Consider the following 17,397-nt stretch of genomic DNA (forward strand, 5'->3'; position numbering starts at 1 on the left):
GGCGTGTGATGCCCACCGGTCGGAGGCGGAGGCGTGTGATGCCCACCGGTCGGAGGCGGAGGCGTGTGGTGATGGCCGCCGGGAGGACCCGGTGGTGTCTCCTCGCAGTCCGGAGTGCCGTGGTCCGAGTGGTCGCCCGAGCCGTAGCCCGAATCGCCGCCGGAGCCATAGCCGGAGTCGTGACCGGAGCCGTAGCCCGAGTGATCGCCCGAGCCGTACCCCGAGTCGTCTCCGTAGCCATGACCCGAGCCGTGACCGTGGCCATACCCATAGCCGTAGGCATGGCCGAAGTCTTCGGAGTCATCCGAGTCGTCGGAGTCGGCGAGCGCCTGCTCGGCCCATCGGTGTCCGCCGGTGTGCTCGCCGTGCCGGTGGGCGTCCTTGCCGCCGGCACACGAGTTGCCGAACGTCGGGTTGAACCCGGACGCCACGTCGACGGAGTCGCCACAGGCGTTGACCGGCGCGTCGACCGGGACGGAGAGGCTGTTGCCGGACAGGACGCCCGGCGAATCCTTGGCAGCGCCGCCCGTGTACGAGTCGGCCATGGCGGGGCTGCCGCACAGGGACAGAATGCTCGTCGCGGCGGCCGCCGCGACCATTCCCTTACCCAGGGTCTGTCGCAATCTCGTTGTCTTCCTGCTTGAAGTGGGAAAAGCCGGCCTTGGAAACCTGTCCAAGGCCGGCCGATGACACAGCCGGAACGGCTGGTGCGTTACGTCGTCAGTCGTTGACGCACGTGTTGCCGAACGCCGGGTTCAGCAGGCCGATCACGTCGATCGAGTTGCCGCACACGTTGACGGGGATGTGCACGGGAACCTGGACCACGTTGCCCGAGAGGACACCCGGCGAACCGATGGCGGCACCCTCGGCGCCGGCGTCGGCGAAGGCCGGGGCGGCCATACCGAGAGCCATGATCGCACCAGCGACAACAGCAGCGCTCTTCTTCATTGACGTTCCCTTCTCTGCGGTCATGCCCACCATGACCTGCAGCCTGTAAAACGAGGGATAGACGCAGGAAGAAACTGAAGAACGCGTGTCACCTGACAATTCACTCGATCGTCCGCACCGAATTGACACGGTGGACGCAGCCGCACGGACACATCAGCGAAGAAACGCTTCTCTTCAAGGGAAGAACTTCAAGGGAAAACAGCTTTTTCAGCGATCCGGGCGACCCGCACGGAAAATCCGGCGGGCCGCCCGGGCCACTCTCAGGCGTACGGTCTCAGCTGCCGATCGCGCCGTTGCCCGACAGCACCGGGATGTTGTCGGCGATGTGCGACAGCGGCTCGTCACCCTTGGCCTGGGTGGAGTTCTCGGTGCACTGCTGGTTCTGCGGGGCCGAGAGGATCGGCACGTCCTGGAGGACGGTGACCGGCACCAGTACGCCCACGATCGAGGCCGCGTTGACCTTGGCCGGCAGGCCGATGCAGAGCTTGTTCAGCGCGCCCTGGGCGACCGAGAGCTGGGGGCTCATGTCGCCGGTGGTCTTGGCGTTGCCATAGGCCTGCTCGGCACCGTTCCCGTTGACCGTGGTGACGCCGTTGTCGTTGCCGATGGCCAGCGCCTGCGGGGCGGCCGTCGCCGAGACGCCGACGACGGAAGCCGCGACAGCCGTCGCAGCCATTGCCTTCTTGAGCATTTCTGCGGTCCTTTCCTGGCAGAGACACAATTCCTGCTCCCCCATCAACAGGGGTCGGCCGGATTGGTTGCGTGTTGGCCATACGGCTTCACCCGGTTGGATTCATCTGGGCCATTGGAGTGAATCGGAGCAACCATGCGGCCCGGCGCCAGTTGTTCAGGTCGCTCCGGTGGACGGGGTTACTCCAGAAGGGACCACGCAAGTGATCAAGAAGGTTATGGCTGCTGCGGCTGTCGCCGCTTCCGTCGTCGGAGCCTCGGCTGCCGTCGCCGCCCCGGCGATGGCGATCGGTAACGACAACGGCGTCACCACGACGAACGGCAACGGCGCCGAGCAGGTCTACGGCAACCAGGCCACGTACGGCAACATGAGCCCGCAGATGGCGCTCATCCAGGGCTCGCTGAACAAGCCCTGCATCGGCCTGCCGGCCAAGGCGAACCTGGCCTCGCTGGTCGGCCTCGTGCCGGTCACCGTCGCGCAGGACGTGCCGATCCTCTCCGCGCCGCAGAACCAGCAGTGCACCGAGAACTCCACCCAGGCCAAGGGCGACGAGCCGCTGTCGCACATCCTGGACAACATCCCGGTCCTGTCGGGCAACGGCGCCGCGGGCAGCTGACCCCCAGACGCACACGACGGGCCGCCGGCTTCCCGGCGGCCCGTCGGCCTGTCCTCTGCGCCTGACGCGTTCCGCGCGCCGACCGATCCGGTGGAGACGGCGCAGGTGAACCGACTTATTGCTCCATACGGGGCAAAGGCCGCAACCAAACCAGTCTCACTCAGTTGATCATCGCGCGGCTCCGCAACGGGAGTCCGTCCTCCGAAAGGGTTTGAACATGAAGAAGCTGTGGGCGACCGCGGCTGTTGCCGCCTCCCTCGCCGGTGCCACGGCCGCTGTCGCCACCCCGGCGATGGCCATCGGCAACGACGACGGTGTCACCACCACCCAGGGCAACGGCGCCGTCCAGAAGTACGGCAACCAGGAGACCAAGGGCGACATGAGCCCCCAGCTCTCCCTCGTTCAGGGCACCCTGAACAAGCCCTGTGTCGGCCTGCCGGTCAAGGCGAACCTCGCCTCGATCGTCGGCGTCGTGCCGGTCACCGTTCTGCAGGACGTGCCGGTCCTCTCGGCCCCGCAGAACCAGCAGTGCACCGAGAACTCCACCCAGGCCAAGGGCGACGAGCCGCTGTCGCACATCCTGGACAACATCCCGGTCCTGTCGGGCAACGGCGCCACGAACAGCTGACCCCACCAGCACCACGAGAGCGGGCCGTCGAGCACATCGGCGGCCCGCTCTTGCGTGTCGTGGAGCCGTTTCCCGTACGGCTACTGCGGCTTCGGCCTCTTGTACAGCGCCTCGATGTCCTCCGCGTAGGCCGCCGTCACCACGTGCCGTTTGAGTTTCAGGGACGGGGTGAGCAGGCCGTTGTCCTCGGTGAACTCGCCCTCGACCAGGGCGAAGGCGCGGATCGACTCGGCGCGGGAGACGGCCTGGTTGGCGTGGTCGACGGCCTTCTGGACGTCGGCGCGCAGGCGCGGGTCCTCGACGAGGTCCGCGAGCGGGGTGTCCGCGGGGAGGCCGCGGACCGACAGCCAGTGGGCGAGGGCCTCGGGGTCGAGGGTGATCAGGGCGGCGACGAAGGGGCGGTTGTCGCCGACGACCAGGCACTGCCCGACCGGGGCGCGGCTGCGCAGCCGGTCCTCCAGGACGGCCGGGGAGACGTTCTTGCCGCCGTTGGTGACGAGGATGTCCTTCTTGCGGCCGGTGATGGTGAGATAGCCGTCCTCGTCGAGGGCGCCCAGGTCACCGGTCGCGAACCACTCGTCCTTCAGTACGGCGTCGGTGGCCGCCGGGTTGTTCCAGTACGCGCCGAAGACCACCCCGCCCTTGATGAGCACCTCGCCGTCGTCGGCGATGCGGATCGTGGTGCCGGGGACCGGGAGGCCGACCGTGCCGGGGCGGGGCCGCAGGGGCGGTACGACGGTGGCGGCGGCCGTCGTCTCGGTGAGGCCGTAGCCCTCGTAGACGATGATCCCGGCCGCCGCGAAGAAGAGGTTGAGGTCGCGGTCGAGCGGGGAGCCGCCGCTGATGGCGTACCGCAGCCGGCCGCCGAGTTCCTTGCGGATACGGCGGTACACCAGCAGGTCGTAGAGGGCCCACGCGGCGTAGAGGCCGGGGCCGGGGCCTTTCCCGGTGCCCAGGAACTTGTTCAGGTAGGCCTCGCCGAAGCGGACCGCGATGCGGTCGGCGCGGTCGAAGGAGGCGGCGCGGCCCATCTTCTCGGCGGTCGCGCGCCCGGCGTCATGGATCTTCTCGAAGAGATACGGCACGCCGACCAGGAACGTGGGCCTGAACTCCCGTAGCGCCGGGCGGAGTTCGTCGGGCTTGATGCTCGGGCAGTGGCCGACCTCGATGCGGGCCATCAGACAGGCGATCTGGAGGGTGCGGCCCATGATGTGCGCGAGCGGGAGGAAGAGCAGCGTCGAGGCGACCTGGCCGGTGACCTCCGTGAAGAGGGGGTGCAGCAGCTCGACCATGTTGGCGGCCTCGGCGTGCAGGTTGGCGTGGGTGAGCACGCAGCCCTTGGGGCGGCCGGTGGTGCCGGAGGTGTAGCAGACCGTCGCGATCGTGTCGGGGGTAAGGGAGGCGCGGCGCTTGCTGATCTCGTCGTCGGGCAACTCACGGCCCAGGGCGGTGAGTTCGTCGATGGCACCGGCGTCCAGCTGCCAGACCCGCGGGGGTTGGGGGTGGCGGGCCGTGCCGGTGGTGACCGTGTCGGTGTGCTCGGGGGTCTCCGTGACGACGAAGCGGGTGCCCGAGTCCCTGACGATCCACTCCACTTGCTCGGCGGACGAGGTCGCGTAGATCGGCACGGTCTGGCCGCCGGCCGCCCAGATCGCGAAGTCGAGGACCGTCCACTCGTAGCGGGTACGGGACATCACCGCGACCCGGCCGCCCGGTTCGAGGCCCGCGGCCACCAACCCCTTTGCCACGGCGGTGACTTCACGGGCGAAGGCCGCCGCCGTCACGGGCTGCCAGGTACCGTGCCGTTCGCGGCGGAGGACCACCGTGTCGGGGCCCTCCGCCGCGTTGGTGAACGGGAGGTCGGCGGTGCTGCCGGTCGTCGGGCGCGGGGCGAGCGGCGGCGTGCTCGCCTCCCGTACGACGCCCCGCTCGTCGCGGGTGAGTTCGACCCGGGTGCGGGTCGCCAGGTCGGTGCGTTGCCGGGCCCGTTTCAAGTCCTTGCGTACGCCCATGTCGGCTGCTCCCGGTCGACGGTGAGACGGTGGCTGGGGCGCCAACTTACTCGCAAGTAGGGGAAGGTCAATGGGGCCGGTGGGATCGGGGCCGGGTTCGGTGCGGTTGCGGTGGGTTCAGTCCATCCGGCTTGCCTCGTCGATCGCTTCGGCGAGTTGCCGTACGTCCTTGTCCTCTGTCTTCTTCGCCAACGTGTGGGCCCGGGTGGCGAGTTCGTCGAGGCCGGGGTTGCCCGGCAGGCCGTCGGAGCGGAGGGAGTCGGCGAAGTAGGCGGCCACGGCGGTGACTTGGAAGCGGAGGGACGCGCTGCTGAGGGAGTCGTGCAGGGCCTCGGTCTCCAGTTGGCCCGAATCCTCGTGCGGGGCGCGGGAGTCGGGGTCGAGCCAGCGGACGCTCGCCGTGGCGAGGTGGCCCTCGGCGCCGGGCCGGGTGCGGACGGCGTAGAGGGCGGTCACGGTGTGGCCGGGGCCGATCTCGCCGCCGTCGACGTTGTCGTCGCGGAAGTCGTCGTCGGCGACCTTGCGGTCCTCGTAGCCGATGAGGTGGAACTGCGCGACCGTCTCGGGGTCGAAGGCGACCTGGGCCTTGGCGTCGCGGGCGGTGAGGTCGATGTTCTGCGGGAGTTGGTCGACGAAGACCTTGCGGGCGTCGGCGTCGTCCGCGACGTACGCGGTGTGGCCGTCGCCCTTGTCGGCGAGTTTCTCCATCAGGGCGTCGCCGTAGTCGCTGCCGACGCCGACGCCGAAGAGGGTGATGCCGTGGTCGCGGCGCTCGTCCGCGATGCGCTCCAGGATCGAATCGGCGCTGGTGTCACCGGTGTTGGCGAGGCCGTCGGAGATGAGGACGACGCGGTTGGTGGCGCCCTTGCGCAGGCCCTCGGTGGCGGTGGCGTAGCCGGTCTCGACGCCGGCGCCGAGGTTGGTCGAGGACTGGGTCTCCAACTCGTCGATCGCTTCGTGGACTTGGCCGCGGTGGCCGTCGAGGCGGGTCATCGGGAGGACGGTCTCGGCCTCGTCGCTGAAGGTGACGAGCGCGACCGAGTCGTCGTCGCGGAGTCGGTCGGTCATCTCGTCGAGGGACTTCTGAGCGAGGTCCAGACGGCCCGTCTCGGCCATCGAACCGGAGACGTCGATGACGAACGTCAGGGCTGCGGGCGGGCGTTCGGCGGCGTCATCGGCGGTGCGGGTGGCGAGGCCGACGCGGACGAGGGACCAGTTCGGCCTGTCCGTGCGGGCGCCGTCGACGGTGACCGTGAAGCCGTTGCCGTCCGGGCGTTCGTAGTCCTGGCGGAAGCTGTTGACGAACTCCTCGGGGCGGACCGTCGACGGGTCGGGGAGGCTGCCGTCGGCGAGGACGCGGCGGGCGTAGCCGTAGGAGGCGGTGTCGACGTCGAGGGCGAAGGTGGAGAGGTAGTCGGGGGACGGGGCGATCTTGTCGGCGGGGGTGCCGGTCTGCTCGCCGTCCTGGTCGCTGCTGTTGTCACCGCCGGAGGTGGCGACGGGTGGAGCCGGGGCCGGGAAGCCGGTCCGGTTCGCCGCGTCCGAGCTGTTGGAGTTGCTGCCGTCGCCCGCGCCGCAGCCGGTGAGCAGCAGGCCGCTCGCGGCGGTGAGGGCGAGCAGGGTGGTGCGCAGTCGCCGGGTGCGGTGGCGGGCGTACTCCTGCTTCGGTCGTGTTCGGCCGGTCTGGTTGGTCTTCATCTCCCGTGCCCCCTCGGTCCGTTGACGTCGACTTCTTGCGACTGTGACGGCGGAGGGGGCGGGAATGTGCGCTACGGGGAGTTGCGGAAGCGTCTCGAAGGGGTCGCGATCATGGCCCGTCGAGACCGGTGGGAGATCCTCCGGTGACCTACGACACGATGTCCTTGCGGGCGAAACCCCGGAAGGCCAGGGCGAACAGCACGATGGCGTACGTAACGGAGACCGCCGTGCCCTGGATCATGCCGGACCACTCCGGATGGGGCTGTACGGCGTCCGCCCAGGCGAACTGCCAGTGCGCGGGCAGGAAGTCGCGCCAGTGGCCGAGGGCGGTGACGGCGTCCAGGACGTTGCCGACGATGGTCAGGCCGACCGCGCCGCCGACCGCGCCGAGGGGGGCGTCGGTCTTCGTCGAGAGCCAGAACGCGAGCCCGGCGGTGACCAGTTGGGACACGAAGATGTACGCCACGACGACCAGCAGGCGGCCGGCGGCCGTGCCCGCGCCGATCGCGCCGCCGGTGGGCAGCTCCAGGGGGCCCCAGCCGTAGGCGGCGGTGCCGACGGCCACGGCGACGAGCGGGAGCAGGATCATCGCGGCGAGGCTGAGGCTCAGGCCGACGACCAGCTTGGACCACAGGAGTCGGGCTCTGGGCACGGGTGCCGCGAGCAGATAGCGCAGGGAGGACCAGCTGGCCTCCGAGGCGACCGTGTCCCCGCAGAACAGGGCGACCGGGACGACCAGCAGGAAGCCCGCCGACACGAACAGGTTCACCGCGGCGAAGTTGGCACCGGAGGAGGTGGCCGTGTCCATCAGCGTCACCTGGCCGTTGCGGTCCCCCGGGGTGCCGCCGATCGCGAAGGCGGCGACCAGGATGAAGGGCAGCGCGGCGAGGATGCCGCCCATGACCAGCGTGCGGCGCCGCTTCAACTGCCGGACCAGCTCGACCCGCAGGGGCAGGGTGCGGCCCGCCCGGTAGCCGGAGGCCACCTCGACGGGCTCGGCGAGCGTGCTCATGCGGAACCTCCGATCAGGGTGAGGAAGGCGTCCTCGAGCCGGCGGTGCGGGCCGACGGAGGAGACGGGGACTTCCAGCCGTACGAGCTCCACGAGGAGCCGGGCGGCGGCGGGCGAGCCGTGGATGGGCGCGGCCTGGGTGGGGAGTTGGGGCGCCGGGTCCTTGTCGGGGGAGGCAGGTGCCGGCTCGGTGAGCGCGGCGCCGAGGGCCTCGGGGGTGGTGCCGTCCGGCTCGGTGAGCACGGTGCCGGGGGCCTCGGGCGTGGCAGCGCCCCGCACACCGCCCGGCGTGCCGGTGGCCACCGCGCGGGGGGTCGTGCTCGCGCCGTCCGCCGGGGAGGTGTCGGACACCACGTGGTCGCCGGGGGCCGACTGCTCGCCGGAACCCAGGTGTTCGCCGGAGGCCAGGCGCAGCAGCAGGCCGCCCTCCGCTCGGGTCACCGACTCGACGTCGGGGAGGGTCGCGATCTTTTCCACCAGGGGGTCGGGGATGTCGGCGGCGAGGCCGACCAGGAGGGTGTCGCCGGAGCCGATGATCTCGGCGACCGGGCCCGCCTGGACGAGGCGGCCGCGGTCCATGACCACCAGGTGGGTGCAGGACTGTTCGACCTCGGCGAGGAGGTGGCTGGAGACGATGACCGTACGGCCCGCTTCCGCGTAGCGGATCATCACCTCGCGCATCTCGCGGATCTGGGGCGGGTCGAGGCCGTTGGTCGGTTCGTCGAGGATGAGGAGGTCGGGGAGGCCGAGCATGGCCTGGGCGATGGCGAGGCGCTGGCGCATGCCCTGGGAGTAGGTGCGGACCGCGCGCGCGAGTGCGTCGCCGAGGCCCGCGATCTCCAGGGCCTCCTCCAGGTGGGCGTCCTCCGGAGGCCGTCCCGTGGCCTGCCAGTACAGCTCCAGGTTCTCGCGGCCGGAGAGGTGAGGGAGGAAGCCCGCGCCCTCGACGAAGGCGCCGACCCTGGAGAGGACGGGGGCGCCCGGACGGATCGCGTGCCCGAAGACCCTGATCTCGCCGGCGTCCGGCTTGATCAGACCCATCAGCATGCGCAGGGTGGTCGTCTTGCCCGCGCCGTTCGGACCCAGGAGGCCGAGCACCTGGCCCTTCTCGACGCGGAAGGACAGGTCCCGTACCGCGTACCGGTCCGCCGACTTCGCGTACCGCTTGCTCAAGTCGGTGATCTGGAGCGGGACTTCGGACAGTTCGGGGGCGGGGGGTGTCGACGCCGTACGCCTACGGCCGGTCAGCAGCAGGGCCACGGCGATCGCCGCGCCCGCCAGCGGGAGCCACCACACCCAGGACGGGAGCGTCGCCGCCGCCGTGGTGACACCGGGGGCCGTCGGCACCTTGAGGTCGCTCTTCAGGGTGACGGTGTACGTCGCCGGGGCCGCCGGAGAGGCGTAGCCGAGGTCCGTCGAGGCGAGGACCAGGCGCAGGTGGTGGCCGCTCTGGACGTCGTAATCGATGGCCGGGAGGGTGATCGTGACGTCCTTGCCGGACTTGGCGCCCTCGACCCTGAGGGGGGTCACCAGCTGGGAGGGGAGCACCTGTTGGGTGCCGCGCGGGCCCACGTCGTAGACCTTGCCGAAGAGGACCGTGTCGTCGCTGGTCGACTTGACGTGGACGGTGACCGTGGGCGAGCCGGTGATGCGGAGGCTCTTGGTGAGGGGGGCCGAGTCGAACGCGGCGTACTGGCCGGGGAAGTCGAGGGAGACTCCGATGCCCAGGGAGGACAGCTGCGAGAGGCCGCCGGTGCTGCCGAGGCCGGGGAGGGCCGAGATGGCGGGCGGGCTGGCGCCGGCCGGGTTGGTGAAGGACTGCTCGCGGCGGCCGGTCAGGGCGATCGTGCGCGGGTCGCTCTCCAGGCCGGGGTACGCGCTGCCGCTCGCGCCGCGCAACAGGGCGGCGCCGTCCGTGGAATCGATGCCTCCGGTGCGGGTGACGCGGAAGGCCGGGCCCGTGTCGGTGTTCTTGTCGTCCTTCAGGTACCGGTCGAACCACGACGTCACGCGCGCCTGGACGCGGCTCGTCTCCATGTCGCCGCCGTCATGACCGCCCGCGATCCAGTCGACGTCCACGGGGGCGCCGTTGGCGCGGATCGCCTTCGCGGCGGCGTCGGCCTGGCCGAGCGGGAAGAGGGAGTCGGTCTGGCCCTGGAGGAGGAGGGTCGGCACGTTGATGTGCGTGGCGACGGCCGACGGTGAACGGGCTTCGAGGAGCGCGCGGGCCGCCGCGTCCGGCTTGCCCGACTCGGCGACCCGGTCGTACATCTGGCACAGCGTGGGCTCGAACTTGGCGCAGCCGCCACCGGAGTTGATGAAGATTCCGGCCCAGAGCTTCTTGAAGACGCCGTTCGGGAACAGGGCGTCCGCGAGGTTCCAGTACGTGATCGCGGGGGCGATCGCGTCGACCCGGTCGTCGTACCCGGCGGCCAGCAGGGAGATCGCTCCCCCGTAGGAACCGCCCGCCATGCCCACGCGCGGGTCACCCGGTTTGTCGAGCTGGACGTCCGGCTGCTTCGCCAGCCAGTCGATCAGCTTCGATACGTCCTTGACCTCGCCGTCCGGGTCGTTCAGGCCGATCTTGCCGGTCGACTTTCCGAAGCCGCGCGCGGACCAGGTCAGTACCGCGTAGCCGTCCCGGGCCAGGTCTTGGGCTTCTTTTCGTACGTCTTCTTTGCTGCCGCCGAAGCCGTGGGCCAGGAGAACAGCCGGGCGGCGGGTCGATCCGCCCGTGGTGAAGTACGAGGTGTCCAGAGTGACGCCGTCGACCGCCATCATCCGGTCCGATCGATGGACCGGGGGTGTGGTGTCGGACGCTGCGGCCGTCCAGGTGCCGGCGGCGGCGAACACGACGACGGCTGCGGTGGCTGCCAGCCAGCGCCGGGGGTGTCGTAGTCGTCGTAGGCCTTGCAGCCCGGGCAGTCGAAGATCCATGCGTTCAACGGTACGGGGCGTCTCTGACAGTTGGGGGAGACCCTGGGGTGAACCGGGGATGGCTGTGTACCGCGCTTGGTGTACGGCTAAGGGCGTGGGGGGTGCTGTTGGGTGCCGGGTGCGGGTTCCTTGTCGCTAGGTGCGCAGTTCCCCGCGCCCCTAAAAGACCTCTAGTTCTCCGGGATTGAGATCAGCCAGCGGGTCTCCCTGCGCGGGCGGAGATAGAGCGCCCAGTACAGCGTTGCCGCCGCCACTATTCCTCCCGTCCAGAGCAGGTAGGTCGTCTCCTGCTGGGTGAGGATGTAGGCCAGAACTGCTATCAGGAGGATCGGCATTGCGGGCCACAAAGGCATGCGCCACGCGTGCGTGTGCCTGTGTTGGCCGCGTCGGGAGAGCAGGGCGGCTACCGCGACCAGGAGGTACATGCCGGTCACCGAGACTCCTGTCACGCCGTACAGGGTGTCCAGGTCGACGAAGCAGAGGGTCGCTCCGGGGATGCCTACCGCGAGGGTGGCCACCCAGGGGGAGCCGAAGCGGCCGAGCTTGGAGAAGAGTGTGTTGACCGGGGTGGGCCAGGCCTTGTCGCGGGCCGAGGCGAAGAGGACTCGGGAGTTCTGGATGACCATGACGATGCCGGCGTTGATGATCGCCAGGGCCACGCAGAGACTGACGAAGGTGCCGACCGCCGAGTTGGACCAGGCCGTGACCATGCTGCTGATGTCGCCGCCGGTCAGCTCGGAGAGGTCGGACGCGCCCATCGTGATCGCGACCACCGGGACCAGGATGATCACCGTGGAGATCGCGAGGGTGGCCAGGACCGTGCGGGCCACGTTGCGGCGCGGGTTCTCCAACTCCTCGGAGAGGTAGACCGCCGTCGAGAAACCCTGGGTGACGAACAGGGCTATCGCCAGGCCCGAGACCACCAGCATCGCCGTCACCGTGTCCGTGTGGCCGCCCGTCCCGGCCACCTGCATCGACGTCAGACTGCCGAGGCCCCGGTGGCTGTGGGTGAAGCCCAGGAGGGCCACGACTCCGGCCGCTATGACCTCCAGGACCAGGAAGACGCCCGTGATCCACGCGTTGGCGCGCAGGTCCAACAGGCCCGCCAGCGTGGCCAGGAGCATCACGCCCGCGCCGGTCATCGACGGGTTCAGATGGACGATCGGGGTCAGGTAGTCCGCCGTGCCCATCGCTATCACCGGGGGGACGATCATCACGACGAGCAGGGAGAGGACGAAGACCAGCCAGCCTGCCAGGCGGCCCGCCAGTGTCGACACCATCGCGTACTCGCCGCCCGCGCTGGGGATGAGGGTGCCCAGCTCCGAGTAGCAGAACGCCACGGCGATACAGAGGACGGAGCCGATCGCGATCGTGAGGGCGGTCGCGGTGCCCAGCGTGCCGAACAGGTCGGGGACGACCACGAAGAGCGTGGAGGCAGGGGTCACGCAGGAGAGCGTGAGGAGCGTGCCGCCGACGATGCCGATGGAGCGCTTGAGCTGCCGGGGGCTCTGGGAGCTGTCCGACGGCGCCTCGGGAACGGCGGCTTCGGCGGTGCGGAGGGTGTCGGTCACGCGCTGATGGAACATTGACGGAAACCGTCACGTCAATGGGTGTTCACCTACGGAATTCGTTGATTCATTCCGCTCAGGGTTCCGTGATCGGCCGCCTGGGGCAGTGTCGGCCCCGGTTCGGGTCACTACGGGAACCGCAGCCGTCGTAGACAAAAAGAAGGGGCCGTCCGCGATGCGGACGGCCCCTTTCAGTCGGGGTCAGTGGTTGCGCGGGAAGCCCAGGTCCACGCCCGACGGGCCGTCGGCCGGGTCCGGCCAGCGGGTGGTGACGACCTTGCCGCGGGTGTAGAAGTGCGTGCCGTCGTTGCCGTAGATGTGGTGGTCGCCGAAGAGGGAGTCCTTCCAGCCACCGAACGAGTGGTAGCCGACGGGGACCGGGATCGGGACGTTCACGCCGACCATGCCGGCCTCGATCTCCAGCTGGAAGCGGCGGGCCGCGCCGCCGTCGCGGGTGAAGATCGCGGTGCCGTTGCCGAAGGGGGAGGCATTGATCAGCGCCACGCCCTCGTCGTACGTGTCGACGCGCAGGACGCAGAGGACCGGGCCGAAGATCTCGTCCTGGTAGGCCTTGGCGGTGGTGGGGACCTTGTCCAGGAGCGAGATGCCGATCCAGTGGCCGTCCTCGAAGCCCTCGACCGTGTGGCCGGTGCCGTCCAGGACGACCTCCGCGCCCTCGGCCGCCGCGCCGGTGACGTAGGACGCCACCTTGTCGCGGTGGACCTTGGTGATCAGCGGGCCCATCTCGCTCGTCGGGTCGTTGCCGGGGCCGATCTTGATCTTCTCGGCGCGCTCGCGGATCTTCTCGACCAGCTCGTCGCCGATCGAACCGACCGCCACGACGGCCGAGATGGCCATGCAGCGCTCGCCCGCCGAGCCGTAGGCCGCCGACACGGCCGCGTCCGCCGCCGCGTCGAGGTCGGCGTCCGGGAGGACCAGCATGTGGTTCTTGGCGCCGCCCAGGGCCTGGACGCGCTTGTGGTTCGCGGCCGCCGTGGTGTGGATGTAGCGGGCGATGGGCGTCGAGCCGACGAAGGAGACGGCCTTGACGTCCGGGTGCTCCAGGAGGCGGTCCACCGCCACCTTGTCGCCGTTGACGACGTTGAAGACGCCGTCCGGAAGGCCTGCCTCCGCGAGCAGTTCGGCGATCTTCAGGGCCGCCGACGGGTCCTTCTCGGAGGGCTTGAGGACGAAGGTGTTGCCGGTCGCGATGGCGATCGGGAACATCCACATCGGCACCATGGCCGGGAAGTTGAACGGCGTGATGCCCGCGACCACGCCCAGGGGCTGGCGGATCGAGGAGACGTCGACGCGGCTGGCGACCTCCGTCGACAACTCGCCCTTCAGCTGCACGGTGATCCCGCACGCCAGGTCGACGATCTCCAGGCCGCGCGCGACCTCGCCCAGCGCGTCGCTGTGCACCTTGCCGTGCTCGGCGGTGATCAGCTCCGCGATCGCGTCCCGGTTGGCGTCCAGCAGCGCGCGGAACGCGAACAGGATCGTGGTGCGCTTGGCGAGGGACGAGGTGCCCCAGGTCGCGTACGCGTCCTTGGCGGCGGCGACCGCCGCGTCCACCTCGTCCACGGTCGCGAAGGCGACCTTCGTGGTGACCGCGCCGGTCGCCGGGTCGGTCACCGGCCCGTAGTTGCCCGAGGCGCCTTCGACGGTCTTGCCGCCGATCCAGTGGTTGACGATCTTCGTCATGCCCAGATACTCCTTCACAGATGGCGGCGTCGGGTGGAGACGTGCCGTTCGTACAGCTCACGTGCCTTGACCGCGGACGATCGGGTCGCGGTCGCGGCCACAGGTACATCCCACCAGGCCTGCGCGGGAGGCGCGCCCGACACTGTGTCTGCGGTTTCGGTCTCCACGTAGACACATGTGGGAGTGTCGGCGGCCCTCGCCACGGCGAGCGCCTCGCGCAGGTCGCTGACGGTCTTGGCGCGCAGCACGCGCATGCCGAGACTGGCCGCGTTGGCGGCGAGATCGACGGGCAGCGGAGCGCCGGTGTAGGTGCCGTCGTCGGCCTGGTGGCGGTAGGCGGTGCCGAACCGCTCGCCGCCGACCGACTCCGACAGGCCGCCTATCGAGGCGTACCCGTGGTTCTGTATCAGCAGCACCTTGATCGCGATGCCCTCCTGTACGGCGGTCACGATCTCCGTCGGCATCATCAGGTACGTGCCGTCGCCGACCAGCGCCCACACCGGCCGGTCCGGCGCGGCCAGCTTCACGCCGATCGCGGCCGGGATCTCGTAGCCCATGCAGGAGTAGCCGTACTCCAGGTGGTACTGGTCGAACGACCGCGTCCGCCACAGCTTGTGCAGATCGCCGGGGAGCGAACCGGCCGCGTTGATGAGGATGTCCGACTCGTCGACGATCTCGTCCAGCGCGCCCAGGACTTGGGGCTGTGTCGGACGTACGTCGGGTTCGTCGGCCTCGTAGCAGGCGTCGACGCGTTGTTCCCAACGCTCCTTGTCCTCGCGGTACTCGGCGATGTACGACTCGGTGACCCGGTACGCGTCCGGGCCCAACTCCCTTGCCAGCGCGGTGAGTCCGTCGCGGGCGTCGGCGATCAGCGGCTGTCCGGCGAGCTTGTGGCCGTCGTGGGCACCGATGTTGAGGTTGAGGAAGCGGACGCCGGGGCGTTCGAAGAGGGTGTGGGACGCGGTGGTGAAGTCGGTGTAGCGGGTGCCGATGCCGATCACCAGGTCGGCCAGGCGGGCGAGTTCGTCGGCGGTCGCGGTGCCGGTGTGGCCGATGCCGCCGACGTCCTGGGGGTGGTCGTGGTTCAGGGAGCCCTTGCCGGCCTGGGTGGAGGCGACCGGGATGCCGGTGGCCGACGCGAACTCGGCGAGGGCGGCCTCGGCGCGGCTGTGGTGGACTCCGCCGCCCGCGATGATCAGGGGGCGCTGCGCGGCGCGAACCGCCCTTGCCGCCGCGGCGAGTTCGGCCGGGTCGGCGGCCGGTCGCCGTACGTACCAGGTGCGTTCGGCGAAGAACTCGTCCGGCCAGTCGTGGGCCTCGGCCTGAACGTCCTGCGGGAGAGCGAGAGTCACGGCTCCGGTCTCGACGGGGTCGCTGAGTACGCGCATGGCGTTCAGGGCGGCGGGGATCAGCGCTTCCGGGCGGGTGATCCGGTCGAAGTACCTCGACACCGGGCGCAGACAGTCGTTGACCGACACATCGCCCGCGTACGGGACTTCGAGCTGCTGGAGCACCGGGTCGGCGGGGCGGCCGGCGAAGGTGTCGCCGGGGAGGAGCAGGACCGGGAGGTGGTTGATGGTGGCGAGGGCGGCGCCGGTGACGAGGTTGGTGGCACCGGGGCCGATCGAGGTCGTGACGGCGTGCGCCGACAGGCGATTCGACTGACGCGCGTAGCCGACCGCCGCGTGCACCATGGACTGTTCGTTGCGGCCCTGGTGGAACGGCATGGCGGGAAGGGTCTCCCCGTCGGGCGCCGTGGCGTACTCGATGAGCGCCTGGCCGAGGCCCGCCACGTTGCCGTGGCCGAAGATGCCCCAGGTCGCGCCGATCAACCGCCGCCGTACGCCGTCGCGTTCGGTGTACTGGACGGACAGGAACCGTACGAGTGCCTGTGCGACCGTCAGCCTGGTCGTCGAGGTCATCGGTAACCACCTGTGCTTTCAACGTGATCCGGGTGGAAGCAGATCCGCCACTCCCTCGTTCCACCCGGCCCCGCCATGACGTTCAGGTAGTACATGTCGTGACCCGGCTGGGCGATCGACGGGCCGTGCCAGCCATCGGGCACGAGCACGGCGTCGCCGGAGCGGACCTCCGCGAGGACGTCGGATCCGCCCTCACGGGAGGGGAATACGCGCTGATAGCCGAAACCGTTCGGGCCGTCGATCTCGAAGTAGTAGATCTCCTCCAACTCGGCTTCCTCACCCGGCCGTTGTTCGTCGTGCTTGTGCGGCGGATACGAGGACCAGTTGCCGCCGGGTGTGATCACCTCGACGGCGATCAGCTTGTCGCAGTCGAAGGCGTCGGCCGAGGCGAAGTTGCGGACGCGGCGAAGGCAGGTGCCCTCGCCGCGTCGTTCCACCGGAACCTCCGGCGCGGGGCCGTAGCGAGCGGGGAGTCGTCGCTCGCACTTCGCTCCTGCCAGGGCGAAGCGGCCTCCCGCGCCGGAGGCGATCTTGACCTGGGCGCCGCGGGGCATGTACGCGAAGTCGGTGACTCCGGCGAACACGCTTTCCCTGCCCAGGAGTTGGAACTCTTCGTCCACAATTCGCACGGTACATCCACCGCTGAGCGGAAGCACGATCCACTCGCTGTCACCGGTGGTGAAGTGGTGTGTCCCGCCCGGCTCCAGCTCGACGACCCGCAGACTGCTGTGGGTCCAGCCGGCCCGCTTGGGGTCGATGTCCACGGCGTACTGCGGATTGGCGGCGGAGCCCTTGGGGACGTACAGCTCGGGGACGTACGGCTCGGCGGTCGTCATAACGCGGCCCTCACAGCAGTCCTACGGCGGTGTCCACGGCGGCGGCGACGTCTCCGTCCGCCGGGTAGAGCAGCGAGCGGCCGACCACCAGGCCGCGCACGGTGGGGAGTTGGAGGGCGCCGCGCCACTTCTCGTAGGCGCCGTCCTGGTCGTCCCCGACCTCGCCGCCGAGGAGCACGGCGGGGAGGGTGGAGGTCTCCATGACCTGGGCCATGTCGTCCGGGTTCTCGGTGACGGGGAGCTTCAGCCAGGTGTAGGCCGAAGTGCCGCCCAGGCCCGAGGAGATGGCGATGGACTTGATGACGGCCTCGGCGGAGAGGTCGTTCCTCAGCTTGCCCTCGTCGGTGCGGCGGCTGATGAACGGCTCGACGAACAAGGGAAGTCGACGCGCGGCCATGTCGTCGATGGCGCGGGCGGTGGACTCCAGGGTGGTGAGGGAGCCCGGGTCGTCGTAGTCGATGCGCAGGAGCAGCTTGCCCGCGTCGAAGTTGAGGCGCTCGATGTCCTGGGCGCGGTGGCCGGTGAAGCGGTCGTCGAGTTCGAAGCTCGCGCCCTGGAGACCGCCGCGGTTCATCGAGCCCATGACGACCTTGCCGTCGAGGGCGCCGAGGAGCAGCAGGTCGTCCAGGATGTCGGCGGTCGCGAGGACGCCGTCGACGCCGGGCCGGGAGAGGGCCAGGCAGAGGCGTTCGAGCAGTTCGGCACGGTTGGCCATGGCGAACTTGTGCTCGCCCACACCGAGCGCGCCCCGGGCCGGGTGGTCGGCGGCGACGATCATCAGCCGACCGGCGTCGTTGAGCAGCGGGCGGCGGACCCGGCGGGCGGC

The 17,397-nt window shown here is 70.0% G+C and carries 14 protein-coding genes; 2 read left to right on the forward strand and 12 right to left on the reverse strand.

Annotated elements, in window-relative coordinates:
• The 3 genes from JHN63_RS54440 to JHN63_RS38950 all read right to left on the reverse strand — a co-directional run.
• Positions 1-623 (reverse strand): chaplin (locus JHN63_RS54440; RefSeq protein ID WP_234478354.1); only part of this gene is annotated, 623 nt, incomplete at its 3' end.
• A 97-nt stretch (positions 624-720) separates the two neighbouring features.
• The gene (gene chpD / locus JHN63_RS38945; protein WP_026178071.1) at positions 721-948 is read right to left on the reverse strand and encodes a chaplin ChpD; all 228 of its coding nucleotides are present in this window, start codon (positions 946-948) and stop codon (positions 721-723) included.
• A 274-nt stretch (positions 949-1,222) separates the two neighbouring features.
• Positions 1,223-1,639, reverse strand: a complete 417-nt coding sequence (locus tag JHN63_RS38950) for a rodlin (RefSeq protein ID WP_200689834.1) — start codon at positions 1,637-1,639, stop codon at positions 1,223-1,225.
• A 202-nt stretch (positions 1,640-1,841) separates the two neighbouring features.
• Here JHN63_RS38950 and JHN63_RS38955 point away from each other — a divergent pair, with 202 nt between their 5' ends.
• Both JHN63_RS38955 and JHN63_RS38960 read left to right on the forward strand, forming a co-directional pair.
• Entirely contained in the window at positions 1,842-2,255 is a 414-nt protein-coding gene (locus JHN63_RS38955) for a rodlin (RefSeq protein ID WP_200689835.1), read from the forward strand.
• A 217-nt stretch (positions 2,256-2,472) separates the two neighbouring features.
• Positions 2,473-2,883: a rodlin gene (locus tag JHN63_RS38960; RefSeq protein ID WP_200689836.1), complete on the forward strand. Its 411-nt coding sequence runs from the start codon at positions 2,473-2,475 to the stop codon at positions 2,881-2,883.
• Positions 2,884-2,963: 80 nt separating this feature from the next.
• Here JHN63_RS38960 and JHN63_RS38965 read toward each other — a convergent pair whose 3' ends face one another.
• The 9 genes from JHN63_RS38965 to JHN63_RS39005 form a co-directional block, all read right to left on the reverse strand.
• Positions 2,964-4,895, reverse strand: a complete 1,932-nt coding sequence (locus tag JHN63_RS38965; RefSeq protein ID WP_200689837.1) for a long-chain fatty acid--CoA ligase — start codon at positions 4,893-4,895, stop codon at positions 2,964-2,966.
• Positions 4,896-5,012: 117 nt separating this feature from the next.
• Positions 5,013-6,593, reverse strand: a complete 1,581-nt coding sequence (locus JHN63_RS38970) for a VWA domain-containing protein (RefSeq protein ID WP_200689838.1) — start codon at positions 6,591-6,593, stop codon at positions 5,013-5,015.
• 148 nt (positions 6,594-6,741) lie between these two features.
• Positions 6,742-7,605: an ABC transporter permease gene (locus JHN63_RS38975; RefSeq protein ID WP_200689839.1), complete on the reverse strand. Its 864-nt coding sequence runs from the start codon at positions 7,603-7,605 to the stop codon at positions 6,742-6,744.
• Positions 7,602-10,541 carry an alpha/beta fold hydrolase gene (locus tag JHN63_RS38980; RefSeq protein WP_200689840.1) on the reverse strand — a complete coding sequence of 980 codons (2,940 nt, stop codon included), beginning with the start codon at positions 10,539-10,541 and terminating at the stop codon, positions 7,602-7,604. Before JHN63_RS38980 ends, JHN63_RS38975 begins: the two co-directional genes overlap by 4 nt.
• Positions 10,542-10,711: 170 nt before the next feature.
• Positions 10,712-12,112 carry an APC family permease gene (locus JHN63_RS38985; protein WP_200689841.1) on the reverse strand — a complete coding sequence of 467 codons (1,401 nt, stop codon included), beginning with the start codon at positions 12,110-12,112 and terminating at the stop codon, positions 10,712-10,714.
• Positions 12,113-12,310: 198 nt separating this feature from the next.
• Complete coding sequence (gene mmsA, locus JHN63_RS38990; protein ID WP_200689842.1) at positions 12,311-13,813, reverse strand: CoA-acylating methylmalonate-semialdehyde dehydrogenase; 1,503 nt, start codon at positions 13,811-13,813, stop codon at positions 12,311-12,313.
• Between the two features lie 14 nt (positions 13,814-13,827).
• On the reverse strand, positions 13,828-15,735 hold the full coding sequence (gene iolD / locus JHN63_RS38995) for a 3D-(3,5/4)-trihydroxycyclohexane-1,2-dione acylhydrolase (decyclizing) (RefSeq protein WP_200689843.1): 1,908 nt from the start codon (positions 15,733-15,735) through the stop codon (positions 13,828-13,830).
• Complete coding sequence (iolB, locus tag JHN63_RS39000; protein ID WP_200689844.1) at positions 15,732-16,571, reverse strand: 5-deoxy-glucuronate isomerase; 840 nt, start codon at positions 16,569-16,571, stop codon at positions 15,732-15,734. The genes iolD and iolB overlap by 4 nt, the downstream gene beginning before the upstream one ends.
• A 10-nt stretch (positions 16,572-16,581) precedes the next feature.
• Positions 16,582-17,397, reverse strand: an 816-nt coding sequence (locus JHN63_RS39005; RefSeq protein WP_200689845.1) for a deoxyribose-phosphate aldolase, incomplete at its 5' end; no start/stop codon positions are given.

The organism is Streptomyces sp. MBT65 (assembly GCF_016612545.1).
Taxonomy (GTDB): Bacteria; Actinomycetota; Actinomycetes; order Streptomycetales; family Streptomycetaceae; genus Streptomyces.

Bases quoted from the DNA above. Each gene is read 5' to 3' on its own strand.
- JHN63_RS38950 (WP_200689834.1), bottom strand. From the start codon at position 1,639: ATGCTCAAGAAGGCAATGGCTGCGACGGCTGTCGCGGCTTCCGTCGTC.
- mmsA (WP_200689842.1), bottom strand. From the start codon at position 13,813: ATGACGAAGATCGTCAACCACTGGATCGGCGGCAAGACCGTCGAAGGC.
- iolB (WP_200689844.1), bottom strand. From the start codon at position 16,571: ATGACGACCGCCGAGCCGTACGTCCCCGAGCTGTACGTCCCCAAGGGC.
- chpD (WP_026178071.1), bottom strand. From the start codon at position 948: ATGAAGAAGAGCGCTGCTGTTGTCGCTGGTGCGATCATGGCTCTCGGT.
- iolD (WP_200689843.1), bottom strand. From the start codon at position 15,735: ATGACCTCGACGACCAGGCTGACGGTCGCACAGGCACTCGTACGGTTC.
- JHN63_RS38975 (WP_200689839.1), bottom strand. From the start codon at position 7,605: ATGAGCACGCTCGCCGAGCCCGTCGAGGTGGCCTCCGGCTACCGGGCG.
- JHN63_RS38970 (WP_200689838.1), bottom strand. From the start codon at position 6,593: ATGAAGACCAACCAGACCGGCCGAACACGACCGAAGCAGGAGTACGCC.
- JHN63_RS38965 (WP_200689837.1), bottom strand. From the start codon at position 4,895: ATGGGCGTACGCAAGGACTTGAAACGGGCCCGGCAACGCACCGACCTG.
- JHN63_RS38980 (WP_200689840.1), bottom strand. From the start codon at position 10,541: ATGGATCTTCGACTGCCCGGGCTGCAAGGCCTACGACGACTACGACAC.
- JHN63_RS38960 (WP_200689836.1), top strand. From the start codon at position 2,473: ATGAAGAAGCTGTGGGCGACCGCGGCTGTTGCCGCCTCCCTCGCCGGT.